At 60.3% G+C, this 25,838-nt stretch carries 26 protein-coding genes; 14 read left to right on the forward strand and 12 right to left on the reverse strand.

The window, feature by feature from the left end; all coding sequences use genetic code 11:
* Positions 1-113 precede the first annotated feature (113 nt).
* Both BLU63_RS09640 and BLU63_RS09645 read right to left on the reverse strand, forming a co-directional pair.
* Positions 114-881: a TerC family protein gene (locus BLU63_RS09640; RefSeq protein ID WP_010465551.1), complete on the reverse strand. Its 768-nt coding sequence runs from the start codon at positions 879-881 to the stop codon at positions 114-116.
* An 84-nt stretch (positions 882-965) separates the two neighbouring features.
* Positions 966-2,273, reverse strand: a complete 1,308-nt coding sequence (locus BLU63_RS09645) for a CitMHS family transporter (protein WP_017341736.1) — start codon at positions 2,271-2,273, stop codon at positions 966-968.
* 418 nt (positions 2,274-2,691) lie between these two features.
* Here BLU63_RS09645 and BLU63_RS09650 point away from each other — a divergent pair, with 418 nt between their 5' ends.
* Positions 2,692-3,093, forward strand: coding sequence for a GFA family protein (locus BLU63_RS09650; protein ID WP_010465546.1), 402 nt, complete (start codon positions 2,692-2,694; stop codon positions 3,091-3,093).
* Here BLU63_RS09650 and BLU63_RS09655 read toward each other — a convergent pair whose 3' ends face one another.
* Positions 3,094-3,420, reverse strand: a complete 327-nt coding sequence (locus BLU63_RS09655) for a DOPA 4,5-dioxygenase family protein (RefSeq protein ID WP_010465544.1) — start codon at positions 3,418-3,420, stop codon at positions 3,094-3,096.
* Between the two features lie 84 nt (positions 3,421-3,504).
* On the opposite strand from BLU63_RS09655, the gene BLU63_RS09660 reads away from it, so the two are divergent.
* On the forward strand, positions 3,505-4,182 hold the full coding sequence (locus tag BLU63_RS09660) for an NAD(P)-dependent oxidoreductase (RefSeq protein ID WP_010465542.1): 678 nt from the start codon (positions 3,505-3,507) through the stop codon (positions 4,180-4,182).
* Here the strand turns inward: BLU63_RS09660 and BLU63_RS09665 are convergent.
* Positions 4,169-5,119 carry a choline sulfate utilization transcriptional regulator gene (locus tag BLU63_RS09665; RefSeq protein ID WP_077748841.1) on the reverse strand — a complete coding sequence of 317 codons (951 nt, stop codon included), beginning with the start codon at positions 5,117-5,119 and terminating at the stop codon, positions 4,169-4,171. The genes BLU63_RS09660 and BLU63_RS09665 overlap by 14 nt on opposite strands.
* 114 nt (positions 5,120-5,233) lie before the next feature.
* Here BLU63_RS09665 and betC point away from each other — a divergent pair, with 114 nt between their 5' ends.
* The 3 genes from betC to BLU63_RS09680 all read left to right on the forward strand — a co-directional run bounded on the left by betC (position 5,234) and on the right by BLU63_RS09680 (position 9,407).
* Positions 5,234-6,748, forward strand: coding sequence for a choline-sulfatase (betC, locus tag BLU63_RS09670; RefSeq protein WP_010465537.1), 1,515 nt, complete (start codon positions 5,234-5,236; stop codon positions 6,746-6,748).
* A 16-nt stretch (positions 6,749-6,764) separates the two neighbouring features.
* On the forward strand, positions 6,765-7,685 hold the full coding sequence (choX, locus tag BLU63_RS09675) for a choline ABC transporter substrate-binding protein (protein WP_010465535.1): 921 nt from the start codon (positions 6,765-6,767) through the stop codon (positions 7,683-7,685).
* Positions 7,686-7,838: 153 nt separating this feature from the next.
* On the forward strand, positions 7,839-9,407 hold the full coding sequence (locus tag BLU63_RS09680; RefSeq protein WP_083375357.1) for a SulP family inorganic anion transporter: 1,569 nt from the start codon (positions 7,839-7,841) through the stop codon (positions 9,405-9,407).
* A 128-nt stretch (positions 9,408-9,535) separates the two neighbouring features.
* On the opposite strand, the gene aroE is transcribed toward BLU63_RS09680, so the two are convergent.
* On the reverse strand, positions 9,536-10,357 hold the full coding sequence (gene aroE, locus BLU63_RS09685) for a shikimate dehydrogenase (RefSeq protein ID WP_010465531.1): 822 nt from the start codon (positions 10,355-10,357) through the stop codon (positions 9,536-9,538).
* A 13-nt stretch (positions 10,358-10,370) separates the two neighbouring features.
* A complete protein-coding gene (gene hemF, locus BLU63_RS09690; RefSeq protein WP_083375358.1) occupies positions 10,371-11,285 on the reverse strand; it encodes an oxygen-dependent coproporphyrinogen oxidase in 915 nt (304 codons plus the stop codon).
* 163 nt (positions 11,286-11,448) lie between these two features.
* Here hemF and BLU63_RS09695 point away from each other — a divergent pair, with 163 nt between their 5' ends.
* Positions 11,449-12,426: an NADPH:quinone reductase gene (locus BLU63_RS09695; RefSeq protein WP_083375359.1), complete on the forward strand. Its 978-nt coding sequence runs from the start codon at positions 11,449-11,451 to the stop codon at positions 12,424-12,426.
* A gap of 127 nt (positions 12,427-12,553) precedes the next feature.
* Here BLU63_RS09695 and BLU63_RS09700 read toward each other — a convergent pair whose 3' ends face one another.
* The 3 genes from BLU63_RS09700 to BLU63_RS09710 form a co-directional block, all read right to left on the reverse strand.
* Complete coding sequence (locus BLU63_RS09700) at positions 12,554-13,111, reverse strand: L-threonylcarbamoyladenylate synthase (RefSeq protein ID WP_010465525.1); 558 nt, start codon at positions 13,109-13,111, stop codon at positions 12,554-12,556.
* Between the two features lie 54 nt (positions 13,112-13,165).
* Positions 13,166-14,269 (reverse strand): DNA-processing protein DprA, encoded by a 1,104-nt coding sequence (gene dprA, locus BLU63_RS09705; protein ID WP_083375360.1) that lies wholly within the window; start codon positions 14,267-14,269, stop codon positions 13,166-13,168.
* Between the two features lie 80 nt (positions 14,270-14,349).
* Positions 14,350-15,375 carry a LysM peptidoglycan-binding domain-containing protein gene (locus tag BLU63_RS09710; RefSeq protein ID WP_010465521.1) on the reverse strand — a complete coding sequence of 342 codons (1,026 nt, stop codon included), beginning with the start codon at positions 15,373-15,375 and terminating at the stop codon, positions 14,350-14,352.
* Positions 15,376-15,545: 170 nt separating this feature from the next.
* Between BLU63_RS09710 and def the strand changes: the two genes are divergently transcribed.
* The 5 genes from def (at position 15,546) to BLU63_RS09735 (ending at position 20,266) form a co-directional block, all read left to right on the forward strand.
* On the forward strand, positions 15,546-16,052 hold the full coding sequence (gene def, locus BLU63_RS09715) for a peptide deformylase (RefSeq protein WP_010465519.1): 507 nt from the start codon (positions 15,546-15,548) through the stop codon (positions 16,050-16,052).
* A gap of 57 nt (positions 16,053-16,109) precedes the next feature.
* Entirely contained in the window at positions 16,110-17,069 is a 960-nt protein-coding gene (fmt, locus tag BLU63_RS09720) for a methionyl-tRNA formyltransferase (protein ID WP_083375361.1), read from the forward strand.
* Complete coding sequence (gene rsmB, locus BLU63_RS09725) at positions 17,066-18,376, forward strand: 16S rRNA (cytosine(967)-C(5))-methyltransferase RsmB (protein WP_083375362.1); 1,311 nt, start codon at positions 17,066-17,068, stop codon at positions 18,374-18,376. The genes fmt and rsmB overlap by 4 nt, the downstream gene beginning before the upstream one ends.
* Positions 18,377-18,399: 23 nt before the next feature.
* A complete protein-coding gene (trkA, locus tag BLU63_RS09730) occupies positions 18,400-19,773 on the forward strand; it encodes a Trk system potassium transporter TrkA (protein ID WP_083375363.1) in 1,374 nt (457 codons plus the stop codon).
* A 178-nt stretch (positions 19,774-19,951) separates the two neighbouring features.
* Positions 19,952-20,266, forward strand: a complete 315-nt coding sequence (locus tag BLU63_RS09735) for a tetratricopeptide repeat protein (RefSeq protein ID WP_010465512.1) — start codon at positions 19,952-19,954, stop codon at positions 20,264-20,266.
* On the opposite strand, the gene BLU63_RS09740 is transcribed toward BLU63_RS09735, so the two are convergent.
* The 3 genes from BLU63_RS09740 to tag form a co-directional block, all read right to left on the reverse strand.
* Positions 20,267-20,506, reverse strand: coding sequence for a PilZ domain-containing protein (locus BLU63_RS09740; protein WP_010465510.1), 240 nt, complete (start codon positions 20,504-20,506; stop codon positions 20,267-20,269).
* 161 nt (positions 20,507-20,667) lie between these two features.
* The gene (locus BLU63_RS09745; RefSeq protein WP_010465508.1) at positions 20,668-21,555 is read right to left on the reverse strand and encodes a lysophospholipid acyltransferase; all 888 of its coding nucleotides are present in this window, start codon (positions 21,553-21,555) and stop codon (positions 20,668-20,670) included.
* A 40-nt stretch (positions 21,556-21,595) separates the two neighbouring features.
* The gene (tag, locus tag BLU63_RS09750; protein ID WP_010465505.1) at positions 21,596-22,153 is read right to left on the reverse strand and encodes a DNA-3-methyladenine glycosylase I; all 558 of its coding nucleotides are present in this window, start codon (positions 22,151-22,153) and stop codon (positions 21,596-21,598) included.
* An 81-nt stretch (positions 22,154-22,234) separates the two neighbouring features.
* Between tag and glyQ the strand changes: the two genes are divergently transcribed.
* The 3 genes from glyQ to gmhB are packed head-to-tail and all read left to right on the forward strand — an operon-like array spanning position 22,235 to position 25,783.
* The gene (gene glyQ, locus BLU63_RS09755; protein WP_003213601.1) at positions 22,235-23,188 is read left to right on the forward strand and encodes a glycine--tRNA ligase subunit alpha; all 954 of its coding nucleotides are present in this window, start codon (positions 22,235-22,237) and stop codon (positions 23,186-23,188) included.
* Positions 23,185-25,239 (forward strand): glycine--tRNA ligase subunit beta, encoded by a 2,055-nt coding sequence (gene glyS, locus BLU63_RS09760; RefSeq protein WP_010465502.1) that lies wholly within the window; start codon positions 23,185-23,187, stop codon positions 25,237-25,239. The genes glyQ and glyS overlap by 4 nt, the downstream gene beginning before the upstream one ends.
* A 4-nt stretch (positions 25,240-25,243) precedes the next feature.
* Entirely contained in the window at positions 25,244-25,783 is a 540-nt protein-coding gene (gene gmhB, locus BLU63_RS09765; RefSeq protein WP_167362290.1) for a D-glycero-beta-D-manno-heptose 1,7-bisphosphate 7-phosphatase, read from the forward strand.
* The last annotated feature ends 55 nt before the right edge of the window (positions 25,784-25,838 follow it).

The raw sequence follows: 25,838 nt of genomic DNA on the forward strand, positions 1-25,838 counted from the left end.
CGATGAGGCCGTCACATTCAACGTTGATGTTGAATGACAGGCCGCTATCGCGAGCAGGCTCGCTCCCACAGGTTTTGTGCACTGACTGGCAGCAGCCAGTGCACAGGTTCGGGTTATTGCCCCGGAATGTCCTTGCGCAGTTTCACCGGATCCTGCTGTTTGCGCTTTTTAGCAATCGCGGTGCGCATCTTGATGTTGATCGCTTCCACCGCCAGCGAGAACGCCATGGCGAAGTAGACGTAGCCTTTTGGCACGTGAACGTCGAAGGATTCGGCAATCAGCACCGTACCGACGATCAGCAGGAACGACAGTGCCAGCATCTTCAGCGACGGGTGCTTGTCGATGAACTCACTGATGGTGCCGGCAGCCAGCATCATCACCAGCACCGCAACAATGATCGCCGCGACCATGACCGGTACATGAGAGACCATGCCGACGGCGGTAATCACCGAGTCCAGCGAGAACACGATGTCGATGATCGCGATCTGGATGATGGTGTAGAGGAAGTTGCCGCCCTTGCCACTCGGCTCTTCGTTCGTTTCGTCTTCACCTTCCAGCGCGTGGTACATCTCTTGCGAGCTCTTCCACAGCAGGAACAGGCCACCGAAGAACAGGATCAGGTCTCGCCCGGAAATGCCTTGGCCGAACACTTCAAACAAATCGGTGGTAAGGCGCATGACCCAAGTGATCGACAGCAGCAACAGGATCCGTGTGACCATGGCCAGCGCCAGGCCGAAGATCCGGGTGCGCTGCTGCATGTGTTTGGGCATGCGGCTGACCAGGATCGAAATCATGATGATGTTATCGATACCCAGGACGATTTCCAGGGCGGTCAGGGTAAAGAAGGCAACCCAGATTTCAGGGTTGGTCAGCCATTCCATGTGTATTCCTTTGAGCGAGTGTTAAACCACAAAAGGCCCGGCTTCAAACAGCGAAGCCTGGACCCTTTGTGGTGAGTCTTGGGCTTATAGAGTGCTGAACAGCGGAAAAATCCCCATCAGCAATGCGGCTACCAGTATGCACATGCACACCAGCACTGCCCATTTCAGGGTAAAGCGCTGATGGTCACCAAAATCGATACCGGCCAGGGCCACCAACAAGTAGGTCGATGGTACCAGCGGGCTCAACAGGTGGACGGGCTGACCGACGATCGAGGCACGTGCCATTTCAACCGCGGTTATACCGTAATGACTGGCGGCTTCGGCAAGTACTGGTAACACGCCGTAATAAAATGCGTCGTTCGACATAAAGAACGTGAACGGCATGCTCACCAGCGCGGTAATCACGGCCAGGTACGGGCCGAGGAAATCAGGGATCACCGCCAGCAGGCTTTTCGACATCGCATCGACCATGCCGGTGCCCGACAGGATACCGGTGAAAATGCCCGCCGCGAAGATCAAACCGACCACCGCAAGTACGCTGCCAGCGTGAGCCGCGACGCGATCCTTCTGCTGTTGCAGGCAAGGATAGTTGACGATCATGGCAATACTGAACGCCACCATGAACAACACCGGCATCGGCAACAGACCGGCAATCAGGGTGCACATCAGGCCCAGGGTCAGGGCGCCGTTGAACCAGATCAACTTCGGACGACGGGCATCCGGGAATTGCGAAACGCTGATTTCACTGTGGTCGATTTCATCGCCCACCAGGTGCAGTTCACCCAGACGCGCACGCTCGCGTTTGCCGTAGAAGTAGGCAATCGCCAGGATTGCCACCACGCCGAACGCCATCGCTGGAATCATCGGAACGAAAATGTCGGACGGGTCCACATGCAGCGCACTGGCCGCACGGGCAGTCGGGCCGCCCCATGGCGTCATGTTCATCACGCCACCGGCGAGGATGATCAGGCCGGCCATGATCCGCGGGCTCATGCCGATGCGACTGTAGAGCGGCAGCATGGCGGCCACGCAGATCATATAAGTGGTTGCGCCGTCACCGTCGAGGGAAACGACGAGCGCCAGTACGGCGGTGCCGACCGACACTTTCAGCGGGTCGCCCTTGACCAGTTTGAGGATCTTGCGCACGGCCGGGTCGAACAGGCCGGAGTCGATCATCAGGGCGAAATACAGAATGGCAAACATCAGCATCACGCCGGTCGGCGCCAGCTTGGTGATGCCTTCGAGCATCATCGGGCCGATCTTCGGCGCGAAACCACCGAACAGGGCGAAGACGATAGGAATGATGATCAGGGCGATCAGCGCGGACAGGCGCTTGGTCATGATCAGGAACATGAACGTGATGACCATGGCGAAGCCAAGGAAAGTCAGCATGGGAATACTCCAGGCGTAGCGCGGCTAGGGAATGGGCGAACCGGGTGGGTCAGCGCAGAACGGGAAGCACGAGGCGTACGGGCGGAGTTGCAGCGAAGCGGCGGGTAGCAGAGGACATCAGAATCACCATTGTTGTTGTTAAATGGGCTGTGCGAGCGATAAAACACTGGCATTGGCCGACCGGTCTTTTGCCGGCAGTGGGGGCGATCCTAATCGGGGAAGCTTTCACCCAGCTTTCGCTGATGAAAGCATTGACCGGATGTGCAACCGGTCGTCGGACTGGGGCAGGGAGGGCGACCGAGTTGCGGGCATCGCGAGCAGGCTCGCTCCCACACAGGATCTGTGTCGTACACAAAACCAATGTGGGAGCGAGCCTGCTCGCGAAAGCGTCAGGAAATACGCATCAGGAGGTAAGGTCATGAGCGAATTTCACACCGGCGGCTGCCACTGCGGACATCTGCGCTATCAATTCAGCGGACCTTTGCACGACATCGCCCACTGCCATTGTTCGATCTGCCGGCGCGTCAGCGGCGGGATCGTGACAACCTGGATCACGGTTCCCGTATCGGCCTTTAAATGGCTGAAAGGGACGCCGGCGCAGTACGAATCTTCAACTACCTGCGTGCGCTATTTCTGCCCGAACTGTGGGGCGCAACTGGCGTTGATCACACATCTGAGCCCCGAGAGTATCGACGTGACCATCGCCACCCTCGATCACCCGGAGCAAGCCCCGGCCGAGCGTCACATCTGGACCCGCAGCCACTTACCCTGGCTGCACTTGGACGAACATTTGCCCGGCGAAGCCGAAGAAAACCTCTGATCAAAAAATAGACAGGTCCAGCGGCCGGATTGCGCCCATCCAGATCGCGTGCTCGGTGTGGTCCAGCAAATCGTCGCCGGTGTCCGGGTGCAGAAACACCACCAAACCCTTGCGGTTGAGCGCCAGCCACGGCAGCACTTCGCCGATCAGCTCCGGCCCGAACGCCAATTGGCAACTCCAGTCCGGGTGCGGACCCACGGGACGTTCATGCACGCGGCCCATTTTCAGCGGGAACACCTGCGCGGCGTGCTCACACAGCGCTCGCGCCTGGTCAATGCTCGTGGCGTCGAAATAGACATGGGCGTGGTAACCCTTGATCTGTTGCATCTGAAACCCTCTGAAACCCAGTCGAACCCTCACCTATTCCCACAGGTCACACGCCATATACGTTGTGAACAAGGAACCTCAGCCATGAAAAATGCCGAAACCCCGGTGGTCAAAGTGGTGCTTTATGGTGCCATGAGTAGCCTGGGCAGTGCGCTGATGGCTGAAATGCTACGGCGTCAACATGAAGTGATCGCGATTCTGGATGACCTGACGGCGCTCCCACCGCGCCCAGGATTGCGCACCAAGACCGGCGATCTGTTCGAGGCCGAACGCGTCAAGCAAAGCGTAGCGGGGAGTTCGGTGGTTATTTGCCTGCTGGATGCCCCCGGATTGCCATTCAATAGCGAGACCGTTGAAAAAACCATCGTTCCAGGCCCGGTCGAACAGGTGTTGGCCGTGGACGCGCTGATCGAGGGCATGCAGGCGGCCGGTATTGCCCGGCTGTTCCTGGTGGGGGATTTTGCCGAACTCGACGACACAGAGGCTGAAGCGCTGGACCCCCTTCAGCGGCATGCCGCCGAGGAAATCCTTGATGCACTGCAAAGCAGTGCCTTGCACTGGACCCTGGTCAATGCGCCTCGCGGAGTGCCGGGGCTGACGATTGAACATTTCAGCCACGTCAGCAGCAGCCTTGAACCGGGCCTGGCCGAACCGCTTGAACGGTTGAACCGCGTGGCCGTAGGGATTGCCGATGAGCTGCGGCTGAATCTTCACGTTCGCGAGCATGTGAACTTCGTTTCGACCGACCCTACACGGCGATAGACGGCAGCGGTAAACCATTCAGCGATTGGGCGCTGCTGGCCTGCTCAGCCATCAACCAGTCCACAAATTGTTGGATCAATACCCCACGCCGTTTTCGCTGGGGCAAAACCACGTAGTAGCCGAGCCTGGAAATCACCGTGTCGGCTATCGGTCGACACAACAAACCTTGCGCCAGCAAGTTATCCACAAGGTGCCGCCAGCCGATTGCAACACCCTGACCACCAATCGCCGCTTGAATCAGCAACGTGTAATTGTCGAAGCGCAATTGCCCGGGGGCCGGGGCCGATGTAATCCCTAACTCGCGAAAGACGCCGCTCCAGTCAAACCAGTTGCTGCTGTTTTCGCCGCGCAGGTGCAGCAGTGGAAATTCCAGCAATGACTGGGCCGGCAAGGGCAGGGGACGATCCTTCAACAGCAGCGGGCTGCAGACCGGAAACACTTCTTCGCTGAACAGCCAATGGCTTTCGCCCTGCTTGAAGCGGCCATCCCCAAACAACACCGCCACATCGATATCAGTGCGCAGCATGTTGTGATTGCGCTCGCTGGTGACCAGGCTGACGTCGACGTGGGGATTGGCTTTATGAAAGCGGTGCAATCGGGGCATCAGCCAATACGCGGCAAAAGCGAAATCCGTGGCCACCTGCAAGACTTCATGTTGATGCTGTGTGCTGATCGCGCTTAATCCGGCATCGATATTCTGCAAACCGAGCTGAACCTGCTCGAAAAGAATGGTCCCGGCCTCAGTCAACTCAATGCCACGGTAAATGCGATCAAACAACCGCGCGGTGAGTTGTTCTTCCAGGCGTTTGATCTGCTGGCTGACGGCGGGCTGCGTAGTGCCCAGCTCTACCGCTGCGGCGGTAAAACTGCGATGGCGGGCCGCCGCTTCAAACGCTCGCAGCAGGTCCAGCGACAAACTTCCAAGGGCGTCATACATAAGCGGTGCTTATCCTAGTCATTGCCGTGCATGGGCTTTACCACAAAGTGCGTGGACTCCATGCTCGATCGCAGCACTCTCGCATAAATATTCACTATGGAATGCCGCGATCACATGAAGCGCAAGAATATTCTTTTCATCATGGCCGATCAGATGGCCGCGCCAATGTTGCCGTTCTACGGTTCCTCGCCCATCAAATTGCCCAATCTCAGCCGCCTCGCCGCCGAAGGCGTGGTGTTCGACGCCGCTTATTGCAACAGCCCACTGTGCGCGCCGTCGCGTTTCACCCTGGTCAGCGGTCAATTGCCGAGCAAGATCGGCGCCTACGACAACGCGGCCGATTTCCCCGCCGATGTACCGACTTATGCCCACTACCTGCGGCGTCTCGGCTACCGCACCGCGCTGTCGGGCAAGATGCATTTCTGTGGCCCGGATCAACTCCACGGCTATGAAGAGCGCCTGACCAGCGACATCTACCCGGCCGACTACGGCTGGTCGGTGAACTGGGATGAACCGGACGTGCGTCCGACCTGGTACCACAACATGTCTTCGGTGCTGCAGGCCGGGCCGTGCGTGCGCACCAATCAGCTGGATTTCGACGAAGAGGTGGTATTCAAGGCCCAGCAATACCTGTTCGATCACATTCGCGAGGATGGCGACCAGCCGTTTTGCCTGACCGTGTCGATGACGCACCCACATGATCCGTACACCATTCCCAAGGCTTTTTGGGACATGTACGACGATGCCGACATCCCGCTGCCGGAAACCCCGACGCAAACCGAACTTGACCCGCATTCCCAGCGTTTGCTCAAGGTGTATGACCTGTGGGACAAGCCGCTGCCTGTGGATAAGATTCGCGATGCGCGTCGTGCTTATTTCGGAGCTTGCAGCTATATCGATAGCAACGTCGGCAAACTCCTGCAAACGCTGGAAGATACCGGGCTGATCGATGACACCATCATCGTCTTCTCCGGCGACCACGGCGATATGCTCGGCGAGCGCGGCCTCTGGTACAAAATGCATTGGTTCGAAATGGCCGCCCGCGTACCACTGTTGATCAGCGCACCGGGACAATTCGGCGCCGGGCGCGTCAGTGCTGCGGTTTCCACCGCTGATTTGCTGCCAACCTTTGTAGAACTGGCCGGCGGTTCGCTGGAACCGGGTTTGCCACTGGACGGTCGTTCGCTGGTCTCGCACCTGCAAGGGCAGGGCGGTCACGACGAAGTCTTCGGCGAATACATGGCCGAAGGCACCATCAGCCCTTTGATGATGATTCGCCGTGGCGCTTACAAATTCATCTACAGCGAAGATGACCCTTGCCTACTCTTCGACGTACACAACGACCCGCGCGAACAGGAAGAACTCAGCCAATCGCCGCAACATCGGCCGCTGTTCGAGGCGTTTCTGTCTGAAGCACGGGCCAAATGGGACATTCCGGCGATCCACCAACAGGTGCTCGCGAGCCAGCGTCGCCGGCGATTCGTCGCCGAGGCGCTGACCATCGGCAAGCTGAAGAGCTGGGATCACCAGCCGCTGGTAGACGCCAGTCAGCAATACATGCGCAACCACATCGACCTCGACGATCTGGAACGTAAAGCACGTTATCCACAACCCTGCCAAAACCAATAATGTTAAGGGGAAGTCCATGCAAAAGTTATCCACAGTACTGACGGTCGGGCTACTGGCTCTGGGCAGTGCATCGGCCTTTGCCGATCAGAGCTGCGACACGGTGAAAATGGCTGATCCGGGCTGGAGCGACATCGCTGCGACCAACGCCATCACCGGGTTTCTGCTGGACGGCATGGGCTACAAGGCCAAGGTCGACACCCTCGCGGTGCCGATCACCTTTGGCGGGCTGAAAGATGGCCAGGTCGACGTGTTCCTGGGGAACTGGATGCCGGCGCAGCAGGGCTTCTACGACAAATTCGTCGCCACGGGTGATGTCACCCAACTGGCGAAGAACCTCGACGGCACCGAATTCACCTTGGCCGTCCCGGATTACGTGTGGGATGCGGGTGTGCATAACTTTTCCGACCTGAATAAATACGCCGACAAGTTCGACAAGAAGATCTACGGCATCGGTTCCGGCGCCCCGGCGAACATCTCGCTGCAAGAGATCATCAAGAAGAACGACTTCGACATGGGCCAGTGGAAACTGGTCGAGTCCAGCGAGCAGGCCATGCTGGCCGAAGTGTCCCGCGCGGTGAAGAAACAGAAGTTCGTGACCTTCCTCGGCTGGACGCCGCACCCGATGAACGTGCAGTTGAAAATGCATTACCTGAAAGGCGGGGAGAAGTATTTCGGCGACACCGGCAGCGTTTATACGCTGACCCGCAAAGGTTATGCACAGGCCTGTCCGAACGTCGGCAAGCTGCTCACCAACCTGAGTTTCACCCAGGAGATGGAGAACAGCATCATGGCCGAGGTGGTGAACAAGAAAATCAGCAATGCCGAGGCGGCCAAGGCGTGGATCAAGGCCAACCCTGCCGTGCTGGATAAATGGCTGGATGGCGTGAAGACCGTGGATGGGAAAGATGCGTTGCCGGCGGTAAAAGCGAAGTTGTAAGGGTTGCCTGTGGCGAGGGAGCTTGCTCCCGCTGGGCTGCGAAGCAGCCCTAAAAATCTGCGGGCGCTTCGCTCCCGAGCGGGAGCAAGCTCCCTCGCCACAATGTTCACCCCGTACTGATACCCTTGCGCAAAACTCCACCCGAGAGGACCCATGGCCTTCCCCAGCCGCCATTCACTCTTTCCCTTCCTTTCCTGGTTGCCCCGGCAAACCCGCGCCAGCGTCGGGCGTGACCTAATCGTTGGCCTCAGCGGCGCCATTCTTGCGCTGCCGCAATCCATTGCCTACGCCCTGATCGCCGGTCTCCCGCCGGAATACGGCCTGTACGCCGCGATCATTCCGGTGCTGATCGCTTGCCTCTGGGGTTCGTCGTGGCATTTGATCTGTGGTCCTACAGCGGCGATATCCATCGTCCTGTATGCCAGCGTCAGTCCTCTGGCCGTTCCCGCGTCAGAAGACTACGTCACCTTGATCCTGCTTCTGACACTGCTCGCCGGCATTTTCCAGTGGCTGCTCGGATTGTTGCGCTTTGGCGCCCTGGTGAATTTCGTTTCTCACTCGGTAGTGCTGGGCTTCACCCTCGGCGCGGCGGTGGTGATTGCCATCGGCCAGTTGCCGAACCTGCTGGGGCTGGACCTGCCCAATCAGTCCACGGCGCTGGACAGCTTTTTGATGGTGTTCAAACACCTCGGCGACGTGGATAAACCTTCGCTGGTGCTGGGGCTGGCCACCGTCGGGGTGGGCGTGATCCTGAAATTACTGCTGCCACGCTGGCCGACGCTTTTGATCACCTTGGCGCTGAGCGGACTGCTGGTGTGGTTCTGGCCATCGATGTTTGGCCATGTGAAGTTAGTCAGTGCGTTTGTCGGGCGGCTGCCGCCCTTCAGTCCGCTGCCGCTGGACCTGGATCTGATCCTTCGCCTGCTGCCCAGCGCCGTGGCGGTGGGGATGCTCGGGCTGGTGACGAGCCTGTCGATTGCCCGTTCCTTGTCGGCACGCTCCCAGCAATTGCTCGACGCCAATCAGGAAGTACGCGCCCAGGGTTTTTCGAACATGGTCGGTGCGTTTTTTTCCGGCTCGCTGTCAGCCGGTTCCTTCACCCGCTCGGCCCTGAGTTACGAGGCGGGTGCCTGCTCACCGCTGGCCGGGGTATTTTCAGCACTGTGGGTGGCGCTGTTCGCCATCTTCGGCGCGGCGTTGATTTCGCACATTCCGATCCCGGCCATGGCCGGGAGCATCCTGTTGATCGCCTGGGGACTGGTCGATCATCGCGGCATCCGCGCGCTGTTGCGGGTCAGCCGCGCCGAGTTCCTGGTTATGGCGCTGACCTGCGTGGCCACGCTACTGCTGGAGTTGCAGACCGCGATCTATGCCGGGGTGCTGGCGTCACTGTTCTTTTACCTCAAGCGGACTTCACAACCGCGAGTCCAGCATTGGCGCGAAGGCGATGAAGACATTCTGCAGGTCGGCGGGTCGATCTTTTTCGGCGCCAGCCATTACCTGCAAGTGCGTTTGCAACGGATGCACGGCGCACGTGTGGTGATCGAGGCGCAGCAGATCAACTTCATCGACTATTCAGGGGTGGAAATGCTGCACCAGGAAGCGCGGCGGCTGCTCAAGCAGAATCGCAGCCTGACGCTGCGCAGCGCGCGGCCGCAGGTGGTGGAGGAGTTGAGGAAGCTTGAAGGGGCGGAGAAATGCCCGATCCGGTTTGAGGACTAACACACCACTCTGATGACGAACGCATAACTTGTGGCGAGGGCGCTTGCTCCCGCTGGGTTGCGAAGCAGCCCTGAAAATCTGCGAGCGCTTCGCACCCCAGCGGGAGCAGGCTCCCTCGCCACAAAGAACTACAGCGCCAGTTGGCGGCGTAGTTCGGCCAGCACTGGCGCTGTATCCGGCCGCACACCGCGCCACAGGAAAAACGCTTCTGCCGCTTGCTCAGCGAGCATCCCCAATCCATCCATCGACACCGCCGCACCGTGTTCAGTGGCCCAGCGGCAGAACGAGGTCGGCTCCTTGCCGTACATCATGTCGTAGCACACCGTCTTGCCCGGTTCGATCAGGCTGCTGGCAATCGGCGGTACATCGCCTGACAGACTCGCCGACGTCGCGTTGATGATCAGGTCCACCGACTCTTGCAGCCAGTCAAAACCGCTGGCCGACACCGGCCCCAGGTCCGCGAACAATTCCGCCAGCAACTCGGCTTTCTCGACGGTGCGGTTGGCGATAATTACCGAAGCGGGTTGCTCGGCCAGCAACGGCTCCAGCGCACCGCGCACCGCGCCGCCAGCGCCGAGCAGCAGGATACGTTTGCCCTTGAGACTGAAACCGGCGTTGACCGTCAGGTCCCGCACCAGTCCGGCGCCGTCGGTGTTGTCACCCAACAACGTGCCATCGGCGAGTTTGCTCAGGGTGTTCACCGCGCCTGCCCGCTGCGCCCGTGCCGTCAGACTGTTGGCCAGGCGATAAGCTTCTTCCTTGAACGGCACTGTCACATTCGCCCCGCGACCTTCGAGGAAAAACGTCTTGGCGAAGTCGGAAAAGTCGTCGAGTGGCGCCAGCGAGGTGCTGTAGTCCAGTTGCTGAGCGGTCTGCTCGGCAAACAAGCGGTGGATCAGCGGCGACTTGCTGTGACCAATCGGGTTACCGAATACGACGTAACGGTCCATCAGAACTCCTCGTTCAGGCCTTGGCCAACCAATCGCGGTCTTGCAGGAAATAGTCGGTCAGGCGAGCTTCTTCGCTGCCCGGCTCGGCTTTCCAGTCGTAGCCCCAGCGGACTTGCGGGGGCAGGGACATGAGGATCGACTCGGTGCGCCCACCCGATTGCAGGCCGAACAGCGTGCCACGGTCGTAGACCAGGTTGAACTCGACGTAGCGGCCACGGCGAAATTCCTGGAATTCACGCTGTTTGGCGGTGAACGCATCGTTCTTGCGGCGCTGCACGATCGGCAGGTAGGCCTCGATGAAGGCGTCACCGATGGCGCGCATGAAGGCGAAGCTGGTGTCGAAGTCCCACTCGTTCAAGTCATCAAAAAACAGACCGCCGATGCCCCGTGGCTCGTGGCGATGCTTGATGTGGAAATAGCTGTCGCACCAGGCCTTGTAGCGCGGATAGACGTCCGGGCCGAACGGCGCACAGGCCTGTTCGGCGACGCGGTGCCAGTGCACGCAGTCTTCTTCGTTACCGTAATAAGGGGTCAGGTCGAAACCGCCGCCGAACCACCAGACCGGTTCTTCACCTTCTTTTTCAGCAATGAAAAAGCGCACGTTGGCGTGGGAAGTCGGCACCTGCGGGTTGTGCGGGTGAATCACCAGCGACACGCCCAGGGCTTCGAAACCACGGCCGGCCAGTTCCGGGCGATGGGCGCTGGCGGAGGGTGGGAGCCCGCTGCCAAAGACGTGGGAAAAGTTGACTCCACCCTTTTCGATGACCGCGCCGTTTTCGATCACACGCGTGCGACCGCCACCGCCGGCAGGCCGGGTCCAGGCGTCTTCGACGAATGCCGTGTCGCCGTCTTCGGCTTCAAGGGCTGCGCAAATCCGGTCTTGCAGGTCGAGCAGGTAGGCTTTTACGGCCTCGGTGCGGGTCGTCATGTCATCACCTTGAATCGGGCAAAACTACGCGGCGCTCCATCGGAGCAGGGGCCGGCGCAAATGGGCGCGTAGCATAACATCGCAGATGGGCCTGCCGCAGTTGACGAAGGTCAAGCTTAGGAGTCCGATAGGGAGCTTCGCAAATGACCTAAGGAGAGTTCTGATGGCAAAGCGTATCCAGTTCCGCGCCCATGGCGGCCCCGAAGTGCTCGAGTATGTCGACTATCAACCCGCCGAGCCCGGCCCGCAGCAGGTTCGCGTGGTCAACAAGGCCATCGGCCTGAACTTCATCGACACTTACTACCGCAGTGGTCTCTATCCGTTGCCCGCCCTGCCATCGGGCCTGGGCTCGGAAGGTGCGGGCGTGGTCGAGGCGGTGGGCAGCGAAGTGACCCGGTTCAAGGTCGGCGATCGTGTGGCATACGGCAGCGGCCCGTTGGGCGCCTACAGCGAGGTTCACGTATTGCCGGAGGCCAACCTGGTGCACTTGCCGGACGCCATCAGTTTTGAACAGGCCGCCGGTGTGATGCTCAAGGGCCTGACCGTGCAATACCTGCTGCGTCAGACGTATGAACTCAAGGGTGGCGAAACCATCCTGTTCCATGCCGCCGCGGGCGGTGTCGGATCCTTGGCCTGCCAATGGGCGAAGGCCTTGGGGGTGAAGTTGATCGGCACGGTCAGCTCGCCGGAGAAAGCCGCACTGGCCAAAGCCAACGGCGCATGGGCGACTATCGATTACAGCCACGAAAACGTCGCACAACGGGTGCTGGAATTGACTGACGGCAAAAAAGTCCCGGTGGTGTACGACGGCGTCGGCAAGGACACCTGGCTAACGTCGCTCGATAGCGTGTCACCACGGGGCCTGGTGGTGAGCTTCGGCAATGCGTCCGGCGCAGTGGACGGGGTGAACCTGGGGATTTTGGCGGCGAAGGGCTCGTTGTACGTGACCCGGCCGACGCTGGCGACCTACGCCAATAACGCAGAAAACCTGCAGCGCATGGCCGATGAGCTGTTCGAGTTGATCATCAGCGGCAAACTTAAGGTGGACGTCAGCCAGAAGTATCCGTTGGCTGAGGCGGCGAAGGCGCAGACCGAGTTGTCGGCGCGGCGTACGACTGGCTCGACTGTTCTGCTGCCTTAACATCAAACTGTGGCGAGGGAGCTTGCTCCCGCTGGGCCGCGAAGCGGCCCCTCATATCTTTAAAAGAACGGGACTGCTGCGCAGTCCAGCGGGAGCAAGCTCCCTCGCCACAGGTGTTACTGCGGGATTAATCCGGGCGAATGACGTTCCCGGTCGCGACATCGCGAATCACGCTCGGATTCTTGCGCCCACCCAGATTCCCGCCCAAGACGTAGTCCACTTGCCCGCGGAAATACTGCTCGACGCGAATTCGCGTCCGCGCCGCTGGCCGACCCTGAGGGTTAGCCGAGGTCGACACCAGCGGCCCGACCACCGCGCACAGATCCCGCACCAGCGGGTGGTCGCTGACGCGCAGCGCTACGGTTTCATGCACGCCGGTAATCCACTGCGGCAACAGATTCTGATGCGGCACCAGCCAGGTATTCGGCCCCGGCCAAGTGCTGGCCATGCGGTCCATCCACAGTTCCGGGAAGTCTTCGAACAGGAAGTCGAACTGACGAATATTGTCGGCTACCAGAATCAGGCCCTTTTCCACAGACCGGCCCTTGATCATCAACAGACGATAGACCGCTTCTTCATCCCACGGATCGCAACCCAGGCCCCAGACCGCTTCGGTTGGATAGGCAATTACTGCCCCTGCGCGAACGGCTTGTGCGGCTTGTTGCACGCGCCAACTGTTGACCATGAAAAACTCTCCGGAATAAGGCTCTGCGCAGTTTACCGATCTTCCTTATAAAACCTAGCTCACCCGCGCAAACCAGCGCCCGCTTTCGCACACCGCCCGGCCGTCCATTTCCAGCTCCGTCAACGCTGCCAGCACTTTGGACAAGGCCCAGCCACTGCTGACCGACAACGCTTCGCTGGTGTGGGGCGCGGCGTGAAGCAACAGGAGCAGTGGATGAGTGGGTGCTTGCAGCGTCTCTGTGGACAACGGCAACCGTTGCCAGCCGCGCAAGGCTTCGAGGATATGCTCGGTGGTTTCCACCAATTCCGCACCGTCACGGATCAGCTGATGACAACCCTTGGCGCCAGGGTGGTGGATCGACCCTGGAATCGCATACACCTCGCGTCCTTGCTCCGCCGCCAGCCTCGCCGTTATCAATGAACCGCTGGCGACACTCGCTTCGACCACCAGCACCCCGAGGGATAAACCGCTGATGATCCGGTTGCGCCGGGGGAAATTTCCGGCGCTGGGGCCGGCATCCAGCGGGAACTCGGAAAGCACTGCACTGCCCGAGGCGATCATGGCGTCCGCCAGCCGCCGATTGCGCTGTGGATAAAACTTTTCAAGTCCCGTGCCAAGGACCCCGACCGTTCGCCCGCCCACGTCCAGCGCGGCTTGATGCGCGGCGGCATCGATGCCTAGCGCCAGACCGCTGGTGATGACGAAACCGGCGCCGGCCAGGCTGCGCGAAAACGCCGCCGCAGTGTCCATGCCCGGTCGCGAGGCGCGCCGACTGCCGACCATCGCCAATTGCGGTTTTTCCAGAATGTCGGGATCGCCTGCCACAAATAACAGCGGCGGCGCATCGCTGATTTCCGCCAGCAGCGCCGGGTACTCAGGCTGGTCCCACATCAATAAATGCTGGCCCGGGCGCTCTAGCCAGGCCAATGCGTGGGCCGCGCCATCGCGTACTTCATTGACGCGCCGTGCCTCGGCGCACGCCAGCGGCAAGCCCAGCGAACGCCAGGCGCTGGCGGGCGCGCTGATGGCTTTGGACGCCGAGCCGAAGGCTTCGAGCAATTTCTTGAAACGCGCCGGGCCGAGTTCTGGCAATCGGTGCAGACGTAAACGAGCTTCCAGTTCCGCAGGGGAAACCGGTGTGACGGCAGACAGCGACATGGATCATCCTTGATCGTTATGAGCCCCGTTCAAACGGGAATAAGCTGTGGATAACTCTGTTGGTAACTTGTGGAGCCTGCTTACGGATTTCGCACCTTATCCATCACCGCCAGAGAGCGCGATGCGTTGAGTACCAGCCCGTAACTGAGCTTGTCGTAAGTGCGGAACACCATCAGCAAACCGGCACGCTCATCGGGGATTTTCAGTGGCTGGCCAGTGATCCGGTCGCGTACGGTTTCACCGGTTTTCATCACCACCAGCACGTTGCCTTCGGCCAGGCCATCACGCTGACCTTTGTTCAGGGTAACCACATCCAGCGCGCCAATCTGGGTAACCCCGCGCGGCACATCGATGATCAAGCCATTGATCTCGGTTTTTGGCGCACTGGGCATGAAGGTCGAGTTGATGGATCGTTCTTCACCGCTGAACAAACGGTCGCCGAGACGCACTTCTTGAGTCGTGCGTTGCAGTGCCAGGGTGGCGACGTCGCCCTCGGTGGCCACAATCTCGCCACCGCCGATGTCATCAGCATTGATCCCCAAAAACTCTTTGCTATCGGGATCGGTGTAGACCTTGCCCTGGCGGAAGATGCCGTAGACCGGCTGGTTCGGGTCGAAATGGCCACGGGCGAAAATGCGGTCACCGGTGCCACTGAGCACGCGTTCGGCATCGCCGGCGACGATATAAGGCGCCTTGTCGAAGTCCTCGACCTTGTCGACGATGCGGTTGCTCAGCAAAAAGCTGTTGATCGATTGCAGCGGAATGCTCGGGATCGCATCGGCCACCGGCGAGCTGCGCACCCGAGGCGAGAGCTTGATGGTGCCGCGCGAAGCCCCGCGATTGAGGGTCAGGCGGGGCTGGCCGTTGACATAGACCAGCGACAGCGAGTCGCCGGGATAGATGAGATTAGGGTTTTCGATCTGAGGATTGGCTTGCCACAGTTCCGGCCACTTCCACGGCTCCCGGAGGAATTTTCCGGAAATGTCCCAGAGAGTGTCACCCGTCACCACGGTGTATTGCTGTGGAAAACCTTCCTTGAGTTGCACTTGCCCGTGCGCCAAACCGGCCGAGGCCAGAAGGAGCAAGGCGAGTAGTGATTTCCTCATGCGGTGAATCCCTTTATTATGTGCGTTCGCGTGAAACGCCAGAGCCCTCGTGGCTCGCTCCTGACTCTTTGATAAAAGAAAAGGAGCTACGCTTCACAACGGTAGCCTGCATCTTCGGACCTGCCAGGCCATCGACCCGACTTTACCTCACACGTGCAGCAATTAAGCTTATGGCCATTTTAGACATCCTCGAATTTCCCGACTCGCGCCTGCGCACTATCGCCAAACCTGTGGCCGTAGTGGACGACGAAGTGCGTCAGTTGGTCGATGACATGTTTGAAACAATGTATGAAGCGCCAGGCATCGGCCTCGCCGCGACCCAGGTCAACGTGCACAAACGTATCGTCGTGATGGACCTCTCCGAAGACCGCAGCGAACCACGGGTGTTCATCAACCCCGAGTTCGAACCGCTGACCGACGAGATGGAGCAATACCAGGAAGGCTGCCTCTCGGTGCCGGGCTTCTACGAAAACGTCGATCGCCCGCAGAAGGTCAAGGTCAAGGCCCTGGACCGCGACGGCAAGCCTTACGAACTGATTGCCGAAGGCCTGCTCGCCGTGTGCATCCAGCACGAATGCGACCACCTCAACGGCAAATTGTTCGTCGACTACCTGTCGAACCTCAAACGCGACCGAATCAAGAAGAAACTGGAAAAGCTCCATCGCCAGAACGCTTGATGCCCTTCTTTCAAAGGCTTGCTGCGGCAAGCCTTTTTCTTTTCAGAGATTGCTCCCATGACTGAGCCACTGCGCATCGTCTTTGCCGGCACCCCGGAATTCGCCGCCGAACACCTCAAGGCCCTGCTCGCCAGCCCTTACGAAGTCGTCGCGGTTTACACCCAGCCGGACCGTCCGGCGGGCCGTGGGCAAAAGCTGATGCCAAGCCCGGTCAAGCAACTCGCACTGGAAAACAACATCCCGGTGTTGCAACCGCCAACGCTGCGCAACGAAGACGCCCAGGCTGAACTGGCCGCACTCAAGCCGGACTTGCTGGTGGTGGTCGCCTATGGCTTGATCCTGCCGCAAGCGGTGCTGGATATTCCGCGCCTGGGTTGCATCAACAGCCACGCTTCATTGCTGCCACGCTGGCGCGGGGCGGCGCCGATCCAGCGTGCGGTCGAAGCAGGCGACAGTGAAAGCGGCGTGACCGTGATGCGCATGGAACTGGGCCTCGACACCGGGCCGATGCTGCTGAAAGTCACCACGCCGATCACCGCCGAAGACACGGGCGGCAGCCTCCACGACCGTCTCGCCGAAATGGGCCCACCGGCCGTGATCCAGGCGATTGCCGGCCTCGCCGCCGGAACGCTGGAAGGCGAAGTGCAGGATGACAGTCATGCAACGTATGCTCACAAATTGAACAAAGACGAAGCACGCATCGACTGGAGCCGTCCGGCGGTTGAGCTGGAACGCCTGGTCCGCGCGTTCAACCCGTGGCCGATCACCCACAGCACGCTGAACGGCGAAGCGTTGAAAGTGCTGGCCGCGAGCCTCGCCGAGGGGCAGGGCGCACCGGGGCAAATCCTCAGCGCCAGCAAGGACGGCTTGATCGTCGCCTGCGGTGAGCAAGCGCTGTGTCTGACCCGTCTGCAATTGCCCGGGGGCAAGGCGCTGAACTTCAGCGACTTGTTCAACAGCCGTCGTGAGAAATTCGCCGTCGGCACCGTCCTCGGTCAAGCGGCGGACGCTCAATGAATCCACGTCTGGCCGCCGCCAAGGCACTTGCCGCTGTTCTTAACGGAAAAGCCTCACTCAACAGTTCGCTGCCGACACAAATGGACAAGGTTGAAGACCGTGATCGCGGCTTCACCCAGGACCTGGCCTTCGGCACGGCGCGCTGGCAACCACGTTTGTCGGCGTTGGCGGCCAAGCTGCTGCAGAAGCCGTTCAAGGCAGCGGACGCCGATGTCGAGGCGCTGCTGCTGGTCGGCCTCTATCAACTGCTCTACACCCGCGTCCCGGCCCACGCCGCCATCGGCGAAACCGTCGGTTGCGCCGACAAGCTGAAAAAGCCATGGGCCAAGGCCTTGCTCAACGCCGTGCTGCGCCGCGCCCAGCGTGAAAGCGAAGCGTTGCTGGCCGAGCTGGAACACGACCCGGTGGTGCGCACCGCCCACCCGCGCTGGCTGCAAAAATCCCTCAAGGCATTCTGGCCTGAGCAATGGGAAGCCATTTGCGCGGCGAACAATGCGCATCCTCCGATGATTCTGCGGGTCAACCGCCGCCATCACGCCCGCGACGCTTACCTTGGGCTGCTGACTGAGGCCGGCATCGCCGCTACGCCGTGCGTCTACAGTCAGGACGGCATCATTCTCGAAGCTGCCGCCGACGTGCGCAGCCTGCCAGGCTTCGCCGAAGGCTGGATCAGCGTGCAGGACGAAGCGGCGCAATTGGCCGCCGACCTGCTCGACCTCGCGCCGGGCCAACGGGTACTGGATGCCTGCTGCGCACCGGGCGGCAAGACCTGCCACATCCTCGAAGCCGAGCCAAAACTGGCGGGCGTCGTGGCCGTGGATCTGGAAGCCAAGCGTCTGGTGCGCGTGCGCGAGAACCTCACACGCCTGGGCCTGAGCGCCGAGCTGATCGCCGCCGACGGCCGCGACACGGCGACCTGGTGGGACGGCAAACCCTTCCAGCGCATTTTGCTGGATGCGCCATGCTCGGCGACTGGCGTGATCCGACGTCACCCCGACATCAAGCTGACTCGCCAACCGGATGACATCGCTGCACTCGCGGTGCTTCAGGGCGAGCTGCTGGACGCCATGTGGATAACTCTGGAAGTCGGCGGGATTCTGCTTTACGCCACCTGCTCCACGCTGCCGACCGAGAACACTGAAGTCATCGAAGCCTTCCTCGCTCGCACGCCGGGTGCGCGTGAACTGGACCTCGCCACGGCGGCCGGTATCAAGCAACCTCACGGTCGCCAGTTGCTGGCCCAGGAAGGCGGCCACGACGGGTTCTACTACGCCAAGCTGATCAAGATCGCCGCCGCGCGCGGTTAACCGGTTTATAAGGGAGTGACTGGATGAAAATCATCATCCTCGGCGCAGGCCAGGTCGGCGGTTCGCTGGCAGAACATCTGGCCAGCGAGGCCAACGACATTACCGTGGTCGACACCGACGGCGAACGCCTGCGCGACCTCGGCGATCGCCTGGACATCCGTACCGTGCAGGGCCGCGGCTCGTTGCCGACGGTGCTGCGTCAGGCCGGCGCGGACGATGCCGACATGCTGGTGGCAGTAACCAACAGCGACGAAACCAACATGGTGGCCTGTCAGGTCGCCCACACCCTGTTCCATACCCCGACCAAGATCGCCCGGGTCCGCGAAGCCGCGTACCTGACGCGCTCCGAGCTGTTCGATAACGAAGCAATTCCGGTTGACGTGCTGATCAGCCCGGAACAGGTTGTCACCAATTACATCAAGCGCCTGATCCAGCATCCGGGCGCGTTGCAGGTGATCGACTTCGCCGAAGGCAAAGCGCAACTGGTGGCGGTGAAGGCCTACTACGGCGGACCGTTGGTGGGCCAGCAACTGCGCCAGTTGCGGGAACACATGCCCAATGTTGAAACCCGGGTTGCAGCGATTTTCCGCCGCGATCGGCCGATCCTGCCCCAGGGCGATACGGTGATCGAGGCGGATGACGAAGTGTTTTTCATTGCCGCCAAGGCAAATATCCGCGCGGTGATGAGTGAAATGCGCCGTCTGGATGAAACCTACAAGCGCATCGTCATTGCCGGTGGCGGGCAGATCGGTGAGCGCCTGGCCGAGGCGATCGAAAGCCGCTACCAAGTGAAGATCATCGAGATGAACCCGGCCCGCTGCCGCCATCTCTCGGACACCCTCGACAGCACCGTGGTGTTGCAGGGCAGTGCTTCCGACCGCGACTTGCTGATGGAAGAGAACATTGCCGACGCAGACATCTTCCTGGCCCTGACCAACGATGACGAAGCCAACATCATGTCCTCGCTGCTGGCAAAGCGCCTGGGTGCGAAGAAGGTGATGACGATCATCAACAATCCGGCTTACGTGGACTTGATCCAGGGCGGCGATATCGACATCGCCATCAGCCCGCAACTGGCAACCATCGGCACGCTGCTGGCCCACGTGCGACGCGGCGATATCGTCAGCGTGCACTCATTGCGCCGCGGCGCGGCGGAGGCCATCGAGGCGATTGCCCATGGTGATGAAAAATCGAGCAAGGTGATTGGCAAGGCGATCCAGAACATCGGTTTGCCGCCGGGGACGACGATTGGCGCGATCATTCGTGATGAGGAAGTGATCATTGCGCATGACAACACGGTGATCGCGGCGGGCGACCATGTGATTTTGTTCCTTATGGATAAAAAGCATATTCGGGATGTGGAGAAGCTGTTCCATGTGGGGCTCAGCTTCTTCTGATCAAGCATTTTTGGCGTCTGCGCGGGCCTCTTCGCGAGCAGGCTCGCTCCCACAGTGGGGTTTTCGCCGCACACCAAATTCGTGTTCACTGAAGATAAATTGTGGGAGCGAGCCTGCTCGCGAAGGCGGCCTCACTAAAACAGATCAACGCCTGACACACCTCAACAAGGAACCCCCCATGCTCGAATCCCTGGAAAAAATGCTCGCCAAGGGTGTGGATAACTCATTGCTGCGCTTCGGCCTGGGCAAGGGATATCTGGATCTTGGGGAAAACGCCAAGGCCGCCGAGCATTTCCAGCGTTGCGTCGAGTTCGATCCAAAGTATTCGGCCGCCTGGAAGCTCTTAGGCAAGGCCCATCTGGCACTGGCCGACTTTCCAGCTGCGCGTCAGGCGTGGGAGCAGGGCCTGGAAGCCGCCCGTGCGCATGGCGACAAGCAGGCAGAGAAGGAGATGACGGTGTTTCTGAAGAAGCTTGAGCGTCAGGCGCACTGATCAGAGGTAACGCAGGCCGATGCCATCGGCGTCGACCAGCACCACTTCCATGCGCACGCGTGGCGCACCGGTGGGCAAGCCCTGCACCTGTCCAAAAACCACCGCGCCTTTAGGCAACGACGACAAACCGGGATGCTTGACGTAGACACCCGTGGCCGACAGGTTACGTGTCTGACCGAGGCATTCGCCGAAGCTTTCGTGAGTGATCTTGATGCGAAACGATTTGCGGTGCTCGGACATCTTTTGCGCCCTTGTATGAACCGTTGTGGATAACCTGCCCCCTGTGGGAGCGAGGCTTGCCCGCGAAGAGGTCATTACATTCAACATTGATGCTGGATGCTATATCGCTTTCGCGGGCAAGCCTTGCTCCTACAAGTTATCCACAGATCATGCCAATCAACTCAATACCAACGCTCTTCACCGGGTGGCCGCTTCTTGAAGCGCTTCATGCTCCACATGTACTGGCTCGGATAGGCCCGCACATACCGCTCGACCACCTGGCTCATGGCTGCGCACGACGTTTCGGTATCGGTGCTGTACATGGCTTCGGGCGCGGCTTCCAGGATCACTTTGTAACCTGAACCGTCCGGCAGGCGCAGGGCATGCAAGAACACGCCGACCGCTTTACCGCCGGCGAGCATGTTCGGTACGAACTTGCTGGTCAGCGCCTGGGTGGCGAAAAAAGGTACGAATATCCCAGCGGATTCGGCTGGTTCCGGGTCAGCGGGAATACCCACTGCACCACCTTTGCGCACTTCCTTGATGACGCTGAGGATGCCTTCCTTGGTGGAAGCGGCCACGCGGTTACCCAATTGCACCCGCTGTTTGCGCAGCAGATCATCCACCGCTTTCAGTTTCGGCGGTCGGTAGAAAATGATCGGTTTGCACTGGTTGCAATAGAAGTGGTTCAACACTTCCCAATTACCCAGGTGGCTGGTGATGCCGACCACGCCCTTGCCGGAGGCGAGGGCGTCCTTCAACACATCGAGCCCTTCGACTTCACGCACCAGATCGATCGAACGCTGAGCCGGCCAGATCCAGGCGCAAGCGCTTTCGGTCAGTGACTTGCCGATGTCTTTCAGGCTCTGGCCGACCAGACGCTCGCGTTCAGCCGGGTCCATTTCGGGGAAGCACTTGGCGAGGTTGATCCGCACCACATCGCGGGAACGGTTGGGTGTTTTCCACATGACCCAGCCAATGGCCGAGCCCACGGCTTGCACTGCCCGCCACGGGAGCAGGGCAAACAGCCGCAGAGCGCCTACCAGCAAGGCGCCTTTAAACTTATCCACAGGTCACTCCTGATCTTGTGCGGTGCGCGAGGCGGCCATTCTAACCGCCGTTGGCAAGCTGAGCGTAGCGGTCGCAGTCTTGCGTGTGGTCCATGACCATGCCCGAGGCCTGCATCAGTGCGTAGCAAATGGTCGGACCGACGAACGTGAAGCCGGCCTTTTTCAAGCCTTTGCTCATCTCCACCGCCGTCGGCGTGACCGCCGGCACTTCGGTGCGATCCTTGAAATGATTGATCACAGGCGTGCCGCCGACGAAGGACCAGAGAAACGTTACCGGGTCCTCCAGCGCCAGCCAGGCCTGGGCGTTGCGTCGGGCGGCGTTGAGTTTGAGGCGATTGCGAATAATGCCCGGATCGAGCATCAATTCATCGATTTCCGCGTCGCTCATCTGCGCCACCCGTTGTACGTCGAAGCCGAACAACACCTCGCGATATCGCTCACGTTTTCGCAGCACGGTGATCCAGGAAAGGCCGGCCTGGAACCCTTCGAGCAAAAGCAACTCGAACAAACCCTGCGCATCGCGTAGCGGCGTGCCCCACTCCTGATCGTGATAAGCCATGTACAGCGGATCTTCGGAACACCAAAAGCAGCGTGGCATAAGGCTCCAGGGGGCGTGCGCAGGACCGAATCGGGTATACTCCCGCTCTTTAAATCGCAGCCCAAGAAACAGGTGAATTTCGTGAGCCAGCCTACGCCAGCCGTGCGTACCTTCCAAGACTTGATCCTCGCCCTCCAGCAATACTGGGCCGAGCAAGGTTGTGTGGTACTTCAGCCCTACGATATGGAAGTAGGCGCCGGCACTTTCCACACCGCTACATTCCTGCGCGCCATTGGCCCGGAAACCTGGAACGCCGCTTATGTGCAGCCCAGTCGTCGCCCGACTGACGGCCGCTACGGCGAAAACCCGAATCGTCTGCAGCACTACTACCAGTTCCAGGTAGTCCTGAAGCCGAACCCGGACAACTTCCAGGAACTGTACCTGGGCTCCCTCAAGCACGTCGGCCTGGACCCGTTGGTCCACGACATTCGCTTCGTCGAAGACAACTGGGAATCGCCGACACTGGGCGCCTGGGGTCTGGGCTGGGAAGTCTGGCTGAACGGCATGGAAGTGACGCAGTTCACTTACTTCCAGCAAGCGGGCGGCATCGAGTGCTACCCGGTGACCGGCGAGATCACTTACGGTCTGGAACGTCTGGCCATGTACCTGCAAGGCGTGGACTCGGTCTACGACCTGGTCTGGGCTGACGGTCCGTTCGGTAAAGTGACTTACGGCGACGTGTTCCACCAGAACGAAGTCGAGCAGTCGACCTACAACTTCGAACACGCCAACGTCGAGAAGCTGTTCGAACTGTTCGACTTCTACGAAAGCGAAGCCAAGCGCCTGATCGAACTCGACCAGCCGCTGCCATTGCCGAGCTACGAAATGGTGTTGAAGGCCTCCCATACCTTCAACCTGCTGGATGCGCGCCGGGCGATCTCGGTGACCGCGCGTCAGCAATACATTCTGCGTGTGCGCACCCTGGCGCGTTCCGTTGCGCAAGCCTACCTGCTGGCTCGCGCCAAGCTGGGCTTCCCGATGGCGACCCCGGACCTGCGTGACGAAGTACTGGCCAAGCTGGAGGCTGCACAATGAGTGCTCAAGATTTTCTGGTTGAACTGGGCACCGAAGAACTGCCACCCAAAGCCCTGAACACCCTGGCCGACGCGTTTCTGGCCGGTATCGACAAGGGCCTGCAAGCCGCGGGCCTGAACTACGAGACCAAAACCGTCTACGCCGCACCACGTCGTCTGGCTGTGCTGATCACCTCGCTGGCGACTCAGCAGCCGGATCGCAGCATCAACCTCGACGGCCCGCCACGTCAGGCCGCGTTCGATGCCGAAGGCAACCCGACTCAAGCAGCACTGGGCTTCGCCAAGAAATGCGGCGTCGACCTGAGCGAAATCGATCAAAGCGGCCCGAAACTGCGTTACAGCCAAAGCATCGCCGGCAAGCCGACTGCGAGCCTGCTGCCGACCATCGTTGAAGATTCGCTGAACGACCTGCCGATCCCCAAGCGCATGCGCTGGGGTGCTCGCAAGGAAGAATTCGTTCGTCCGACCCAATGGCTGGTAATGCTGCTCGGTGACCAGGTCATCGATTGCACGATCCTCGCCCAGAAGTCCGGTCGTGATTCCCGTGGTCACCGCTTCCATCACCCGGAAAGCGTGCGTATCACTTCGCCGGCCAATTACCTGAGCGACCTGCGTGCCGCCTACGTACTGGCCGATGCCAACGAGCGTCGCGAGCTGATCAGCAAACGCACCGAAGAGCTGGCGACGATGCAGGAAGGTACTGCCATCGTTCCTCCAGCCTTGCTCGACGAAGTGACCGCGCTGGTCGAATGGCCGGTGCCGCTGGTGTGCTCGTTCGAGGAACGTTTCCTCGACGTGCCACAAGAAGCCCTGATCACCACCATGCAGGACAACCAGAAGTACTTCTGCCTGCTGGATGCCGACGGCAAGTTGCTGCCACGTTTCATCACTGTGGCCAACATCGAAAGCAAAGACCCGCAACAGATCATCGCCGGTAACGAGAAAGTGGTTCGTCCACGCCTGACCGACGCCGAGTTCTTCTTCAAGCAAGACAAGAAGCAGAAACTCGAAGACTTCAACCTGCGCCTGCAGAACGTGGTGTTCCAGGAAAAACTCGGCAGCGTCTACGACAAGGCCGAGCGCGTTTCCAAACTGGCCGCGTTCATCGCGCAACGCATTGGCGGCAACGCAGCCTGGGCTTCCCGTGCCGGCCTGCTGTCCAAGTGCGATCTGGCGACCGAGATGGTCGGTGAGTTCCCGGAGATGCAAGGCGTCGCCGGTTACTACTACGCCCTCAACGACGGCGAGCCGGAAGAAGTCGCACTGGCCCTGAACGAGCAGTACATGCCGCGCGGTGCCGGTGCTGAACTGCCGACCACCCTGACCGGTGCGGCCGTGGCCATCGCCGACAAGCTCGATACCCTGGTCGGTATCTTCGGCATCGGCATGCTGCCAACCGGCAGCAAAGACCCGTACGCCCTGCGTCGTGCAGCACTCGGCGTGTTGCGCATCCTGATCGACAAGAAACTCGACCTCGACCTGAACGACGCCGTGGCATTCGCCGTGAATGCGTTCGGGACCAAGGTCAAGGCTGCCGGCCTGAACGATTCGGTGCTGGAGTTCATCTTCGACCGTCTGCGTGCCCGTTACGAAGACGAAGGCGTGGATGTCGGGACTTACCTGTCGGTCCGTGCCCTGAAACCGGGTTCTGCCCTGGACTTCGATCAGCGCGTACAAGCCGTGGAAGCGTTCCGCAAATTGCCGGAAGCCGCAGCCCTGGCCGCGGTGAACAAACGCGTTTCGAACTTGCTGAGCAAGGTCGAAGGCTCCATTCCTTCGGTCGTGGAAGCCAAGTATTTCGACAACGCCAACGAGTTCTCCCTGTACTCGGCGATCCAGCAGGCTGACCAGGCTGTACAGCCGATGGCCGCTGCCCGTCAGTACAGCGAATCGCTGGCCCGTCTGGCTGCCTTGCGCGAGCCGGTGGATGCGTTCTTCGAGGCCGTGATGGTCAACGCTGAAGACGCCAAGGTCCGCGCCAACCGTTACGCATTGCTGGCGCGCCTGCGTGGACTGTTCCTCGGCGTTGCCGACATTTCGATGCTGGGCTGAGGGACTGCTGTTGAAACTGCTGATTCTCGATCGGGACGGGGTGATCAATTACGACTCCGACGCTTACATCAAGTCGGTGGAGGAGTGGATTCCGCTCCCCGGTTCGATCGAAGCCATCGCGCAGTTGAGCAAGGCCGGCTGGACGGTGGCGGTGGCTACCAACCAGTCAGGCATCGCTCGCGGCTATTACGACATCGCAACCCTGGACGCTATGCACGAGCGCTTGCGCTCGTTGGTGGCGGAGCAGGGCGGCGAGGTCGGGCTGATTGTCTACTGCCCGCACGGGCCGGACGACGGCTGCGATTGCCGCAAGCCAAAACCCGGGATGTTGAAAACCATCGCCGCTCATTACAACGTATCGCTGACTCATCTATGGTTCGTCGGCGATACCCTTGGTGACCTGGAAGCCGCCAAAGCCGTCGACTCTCAACCAGTTTTGGTAAAGACCGGGAAAGGCGAAAAGACTCTGGGCAAGACCCTGCCGGTGGGCACCTTGATTTTTGACGATCTTGCGGCGATTGCCGCAGAACTTATCCACAATTAGAGTGCTTCGATTGTTCCTGACCAAGGATTGATCGGGAGTGCGCTTGAATAGGCGG

This window comes from Pseudomonas mandelii (genome assembly GCF_900106065.1).
GTDB lineage: Bacteria > Pseudomonadota > Gammaproteobacteria > Pseudomonadales > Pseudomonadaceae > Aquipseudomonas > Aquipseudomonas mandelii.

Bases quoted from the DNA above. Each gene is read 5' to 3' on its own strand.
- tag (WP_010465505.1), bottom strand. From the start codon at position 22,153: ATGCCACGCTGCTTTTGGTGTTCCGAAGATCCGCTGTACATGGCTTAT.
- BLU63_RS09645 (WP_017341736.1), bottom strand. From the start codon at position 2,273: ATGCTGACTTTCCTTGGCTTCGCCATGGTCATCACGTTCATGTTCCTG.
- BLU63_RS09695 (WP_083375359.1), top strand. From the start codon at position 11,449: ATGGCAAAGCGTATCCAGTTCCGCGCCCATGGCGGCCCCGAAGTGCTC.
- choX (WP_010465535.1), top strand. From the start codon at position 6,765: ATGCAAAAGTTATCCACAGTACTGACGGTCGGGCTACTGGCTCTGGGC.
- BLU63_RS09640 (WP_010465551.1), bottom strand. From the start codon at position 881: ATGGAATGGCTGACCAACCCTGAAATCTGGGTTGCCTTCTTTACCCTG.
- BLU63_RS09740 (WP_010465510.1), bottom strand. From the start codon at position 20,506: ATGTCCGAGCACCGCAAATCGTTTCGCATCAAGATCACTCACGAAAGC.
- BLU63_RS09735 (WP_010465512.1), top strand. From the start codon at position 19,952: ATGCTCGAATCCCTGGAAAAAATGCTCGCCAAGGGTGTGGATAACTCA.
- BLU63_RS09710 (WP_010465521.1), bottom strand. From the start codon at position 15,375: ATGAGGAAATCACTACTCGCCTTGCTCCTTCTGGCCTCGGCCGGTTTG.
- BLU63_RS09650 (WP_010465546.1), top strand. From the start codon at position 2,692: ATGAGCGAATTTCACACCGGCGGCTGCCACTGCGGACATCTGCGCTAT.
- glyS (WP_010465502.1), top strand. From the start codon at position 23,185: ATGAGTGCTCAAGATTTTCTGGTTGAACTGGGCACCGAAGAACTGCCA.
- fmt (WP_083375361.1), top strand. From the start codon at position 16,110: ATGACTGAGCCACTGCGCATCGTCTTTGCCGGCACCCCGGAATTCGCC.
- betC (WP_010465537.1), top strand. From the start codon at position 5,234: ATGAAGCGCAAGAATATTCTTTTCATCATGGCCGATCAGATGGCCGCG.
- rsmB (WP_083375362.1), top strand. From the start codon at position 17,066: ATGAATCCACGTCTGGCCGCCGCCAAGGCACTTGCCGCTGTTCTTAAC.
- def (WP_010465519.1), top strand. From the start codon at position 15,546: ATGGCCATTTTAGACATCCTCGAATTTCCCGACTCGCGCCTGCGCACT.
- trkA (WP_083375363.1), top strand. From the start codon at position 18,400: ATGAAAATCATCATCCTCGGCGCAGGCCAGGTCGGCGGTTCGCTGGCA.
- aroE (WP_010465531.1), bottom strand. From the start codon at position 10,357: ATGGACCGTTACGTCGTATTCGGTAACCCGATTGGTCACAGCAAGTCG.
- BLU63_RS09680 (WP_083375357.1), top strand. From the start codon at position 7,839: ATGGCCTTCCCCAGCCGCCATTCACTCTTTCCCTTCCTTTCCTGGTTG.
- BLU63_RS09660 (WP_010465542.1), top strand. From the start codon at position 3,505: ATGAAAAATGCCGAAACCCCGGTGGTCAAAGTGGTGCTTTATGGTGCC.
- BLU63_RS09655 (WP_010465544.1), bottom strand. From the start codon at position 3,420: ATGCAACAGATCAAGGGTTACCACGCCCATGTCTATTTCGACGCCACG.
- BLU63_RS09700 (WP_010465525.1), bottom strand. From the start codon at position 13,111: ATGGTCAACAGTTGGCGCGTGCAACAAGCCGCACAAGCCGTTCGCGCA.
- BLU63_RS09665 (WP_077748841.1), bottom strand. From the start codon at position 5,119: ATGTATGACGCCCTTGGAAGTTTGTCGCTGGACCTGCTGCGAGCGTTT.
- hemF (WP_083375358.1), bottom strand. From the start codon at position 11,285: ATGACGACCCGCACCGAGGCCGTAAAAGCCTACCTGCTCGACCTGCAA.
- dprA (WP_083375360.1), bottom strand. From the start codon at position 14,269: ATGTCGCTGTCTGCCGTCACACCGGTTTCCCCTGCGGAACTGGAAGCT.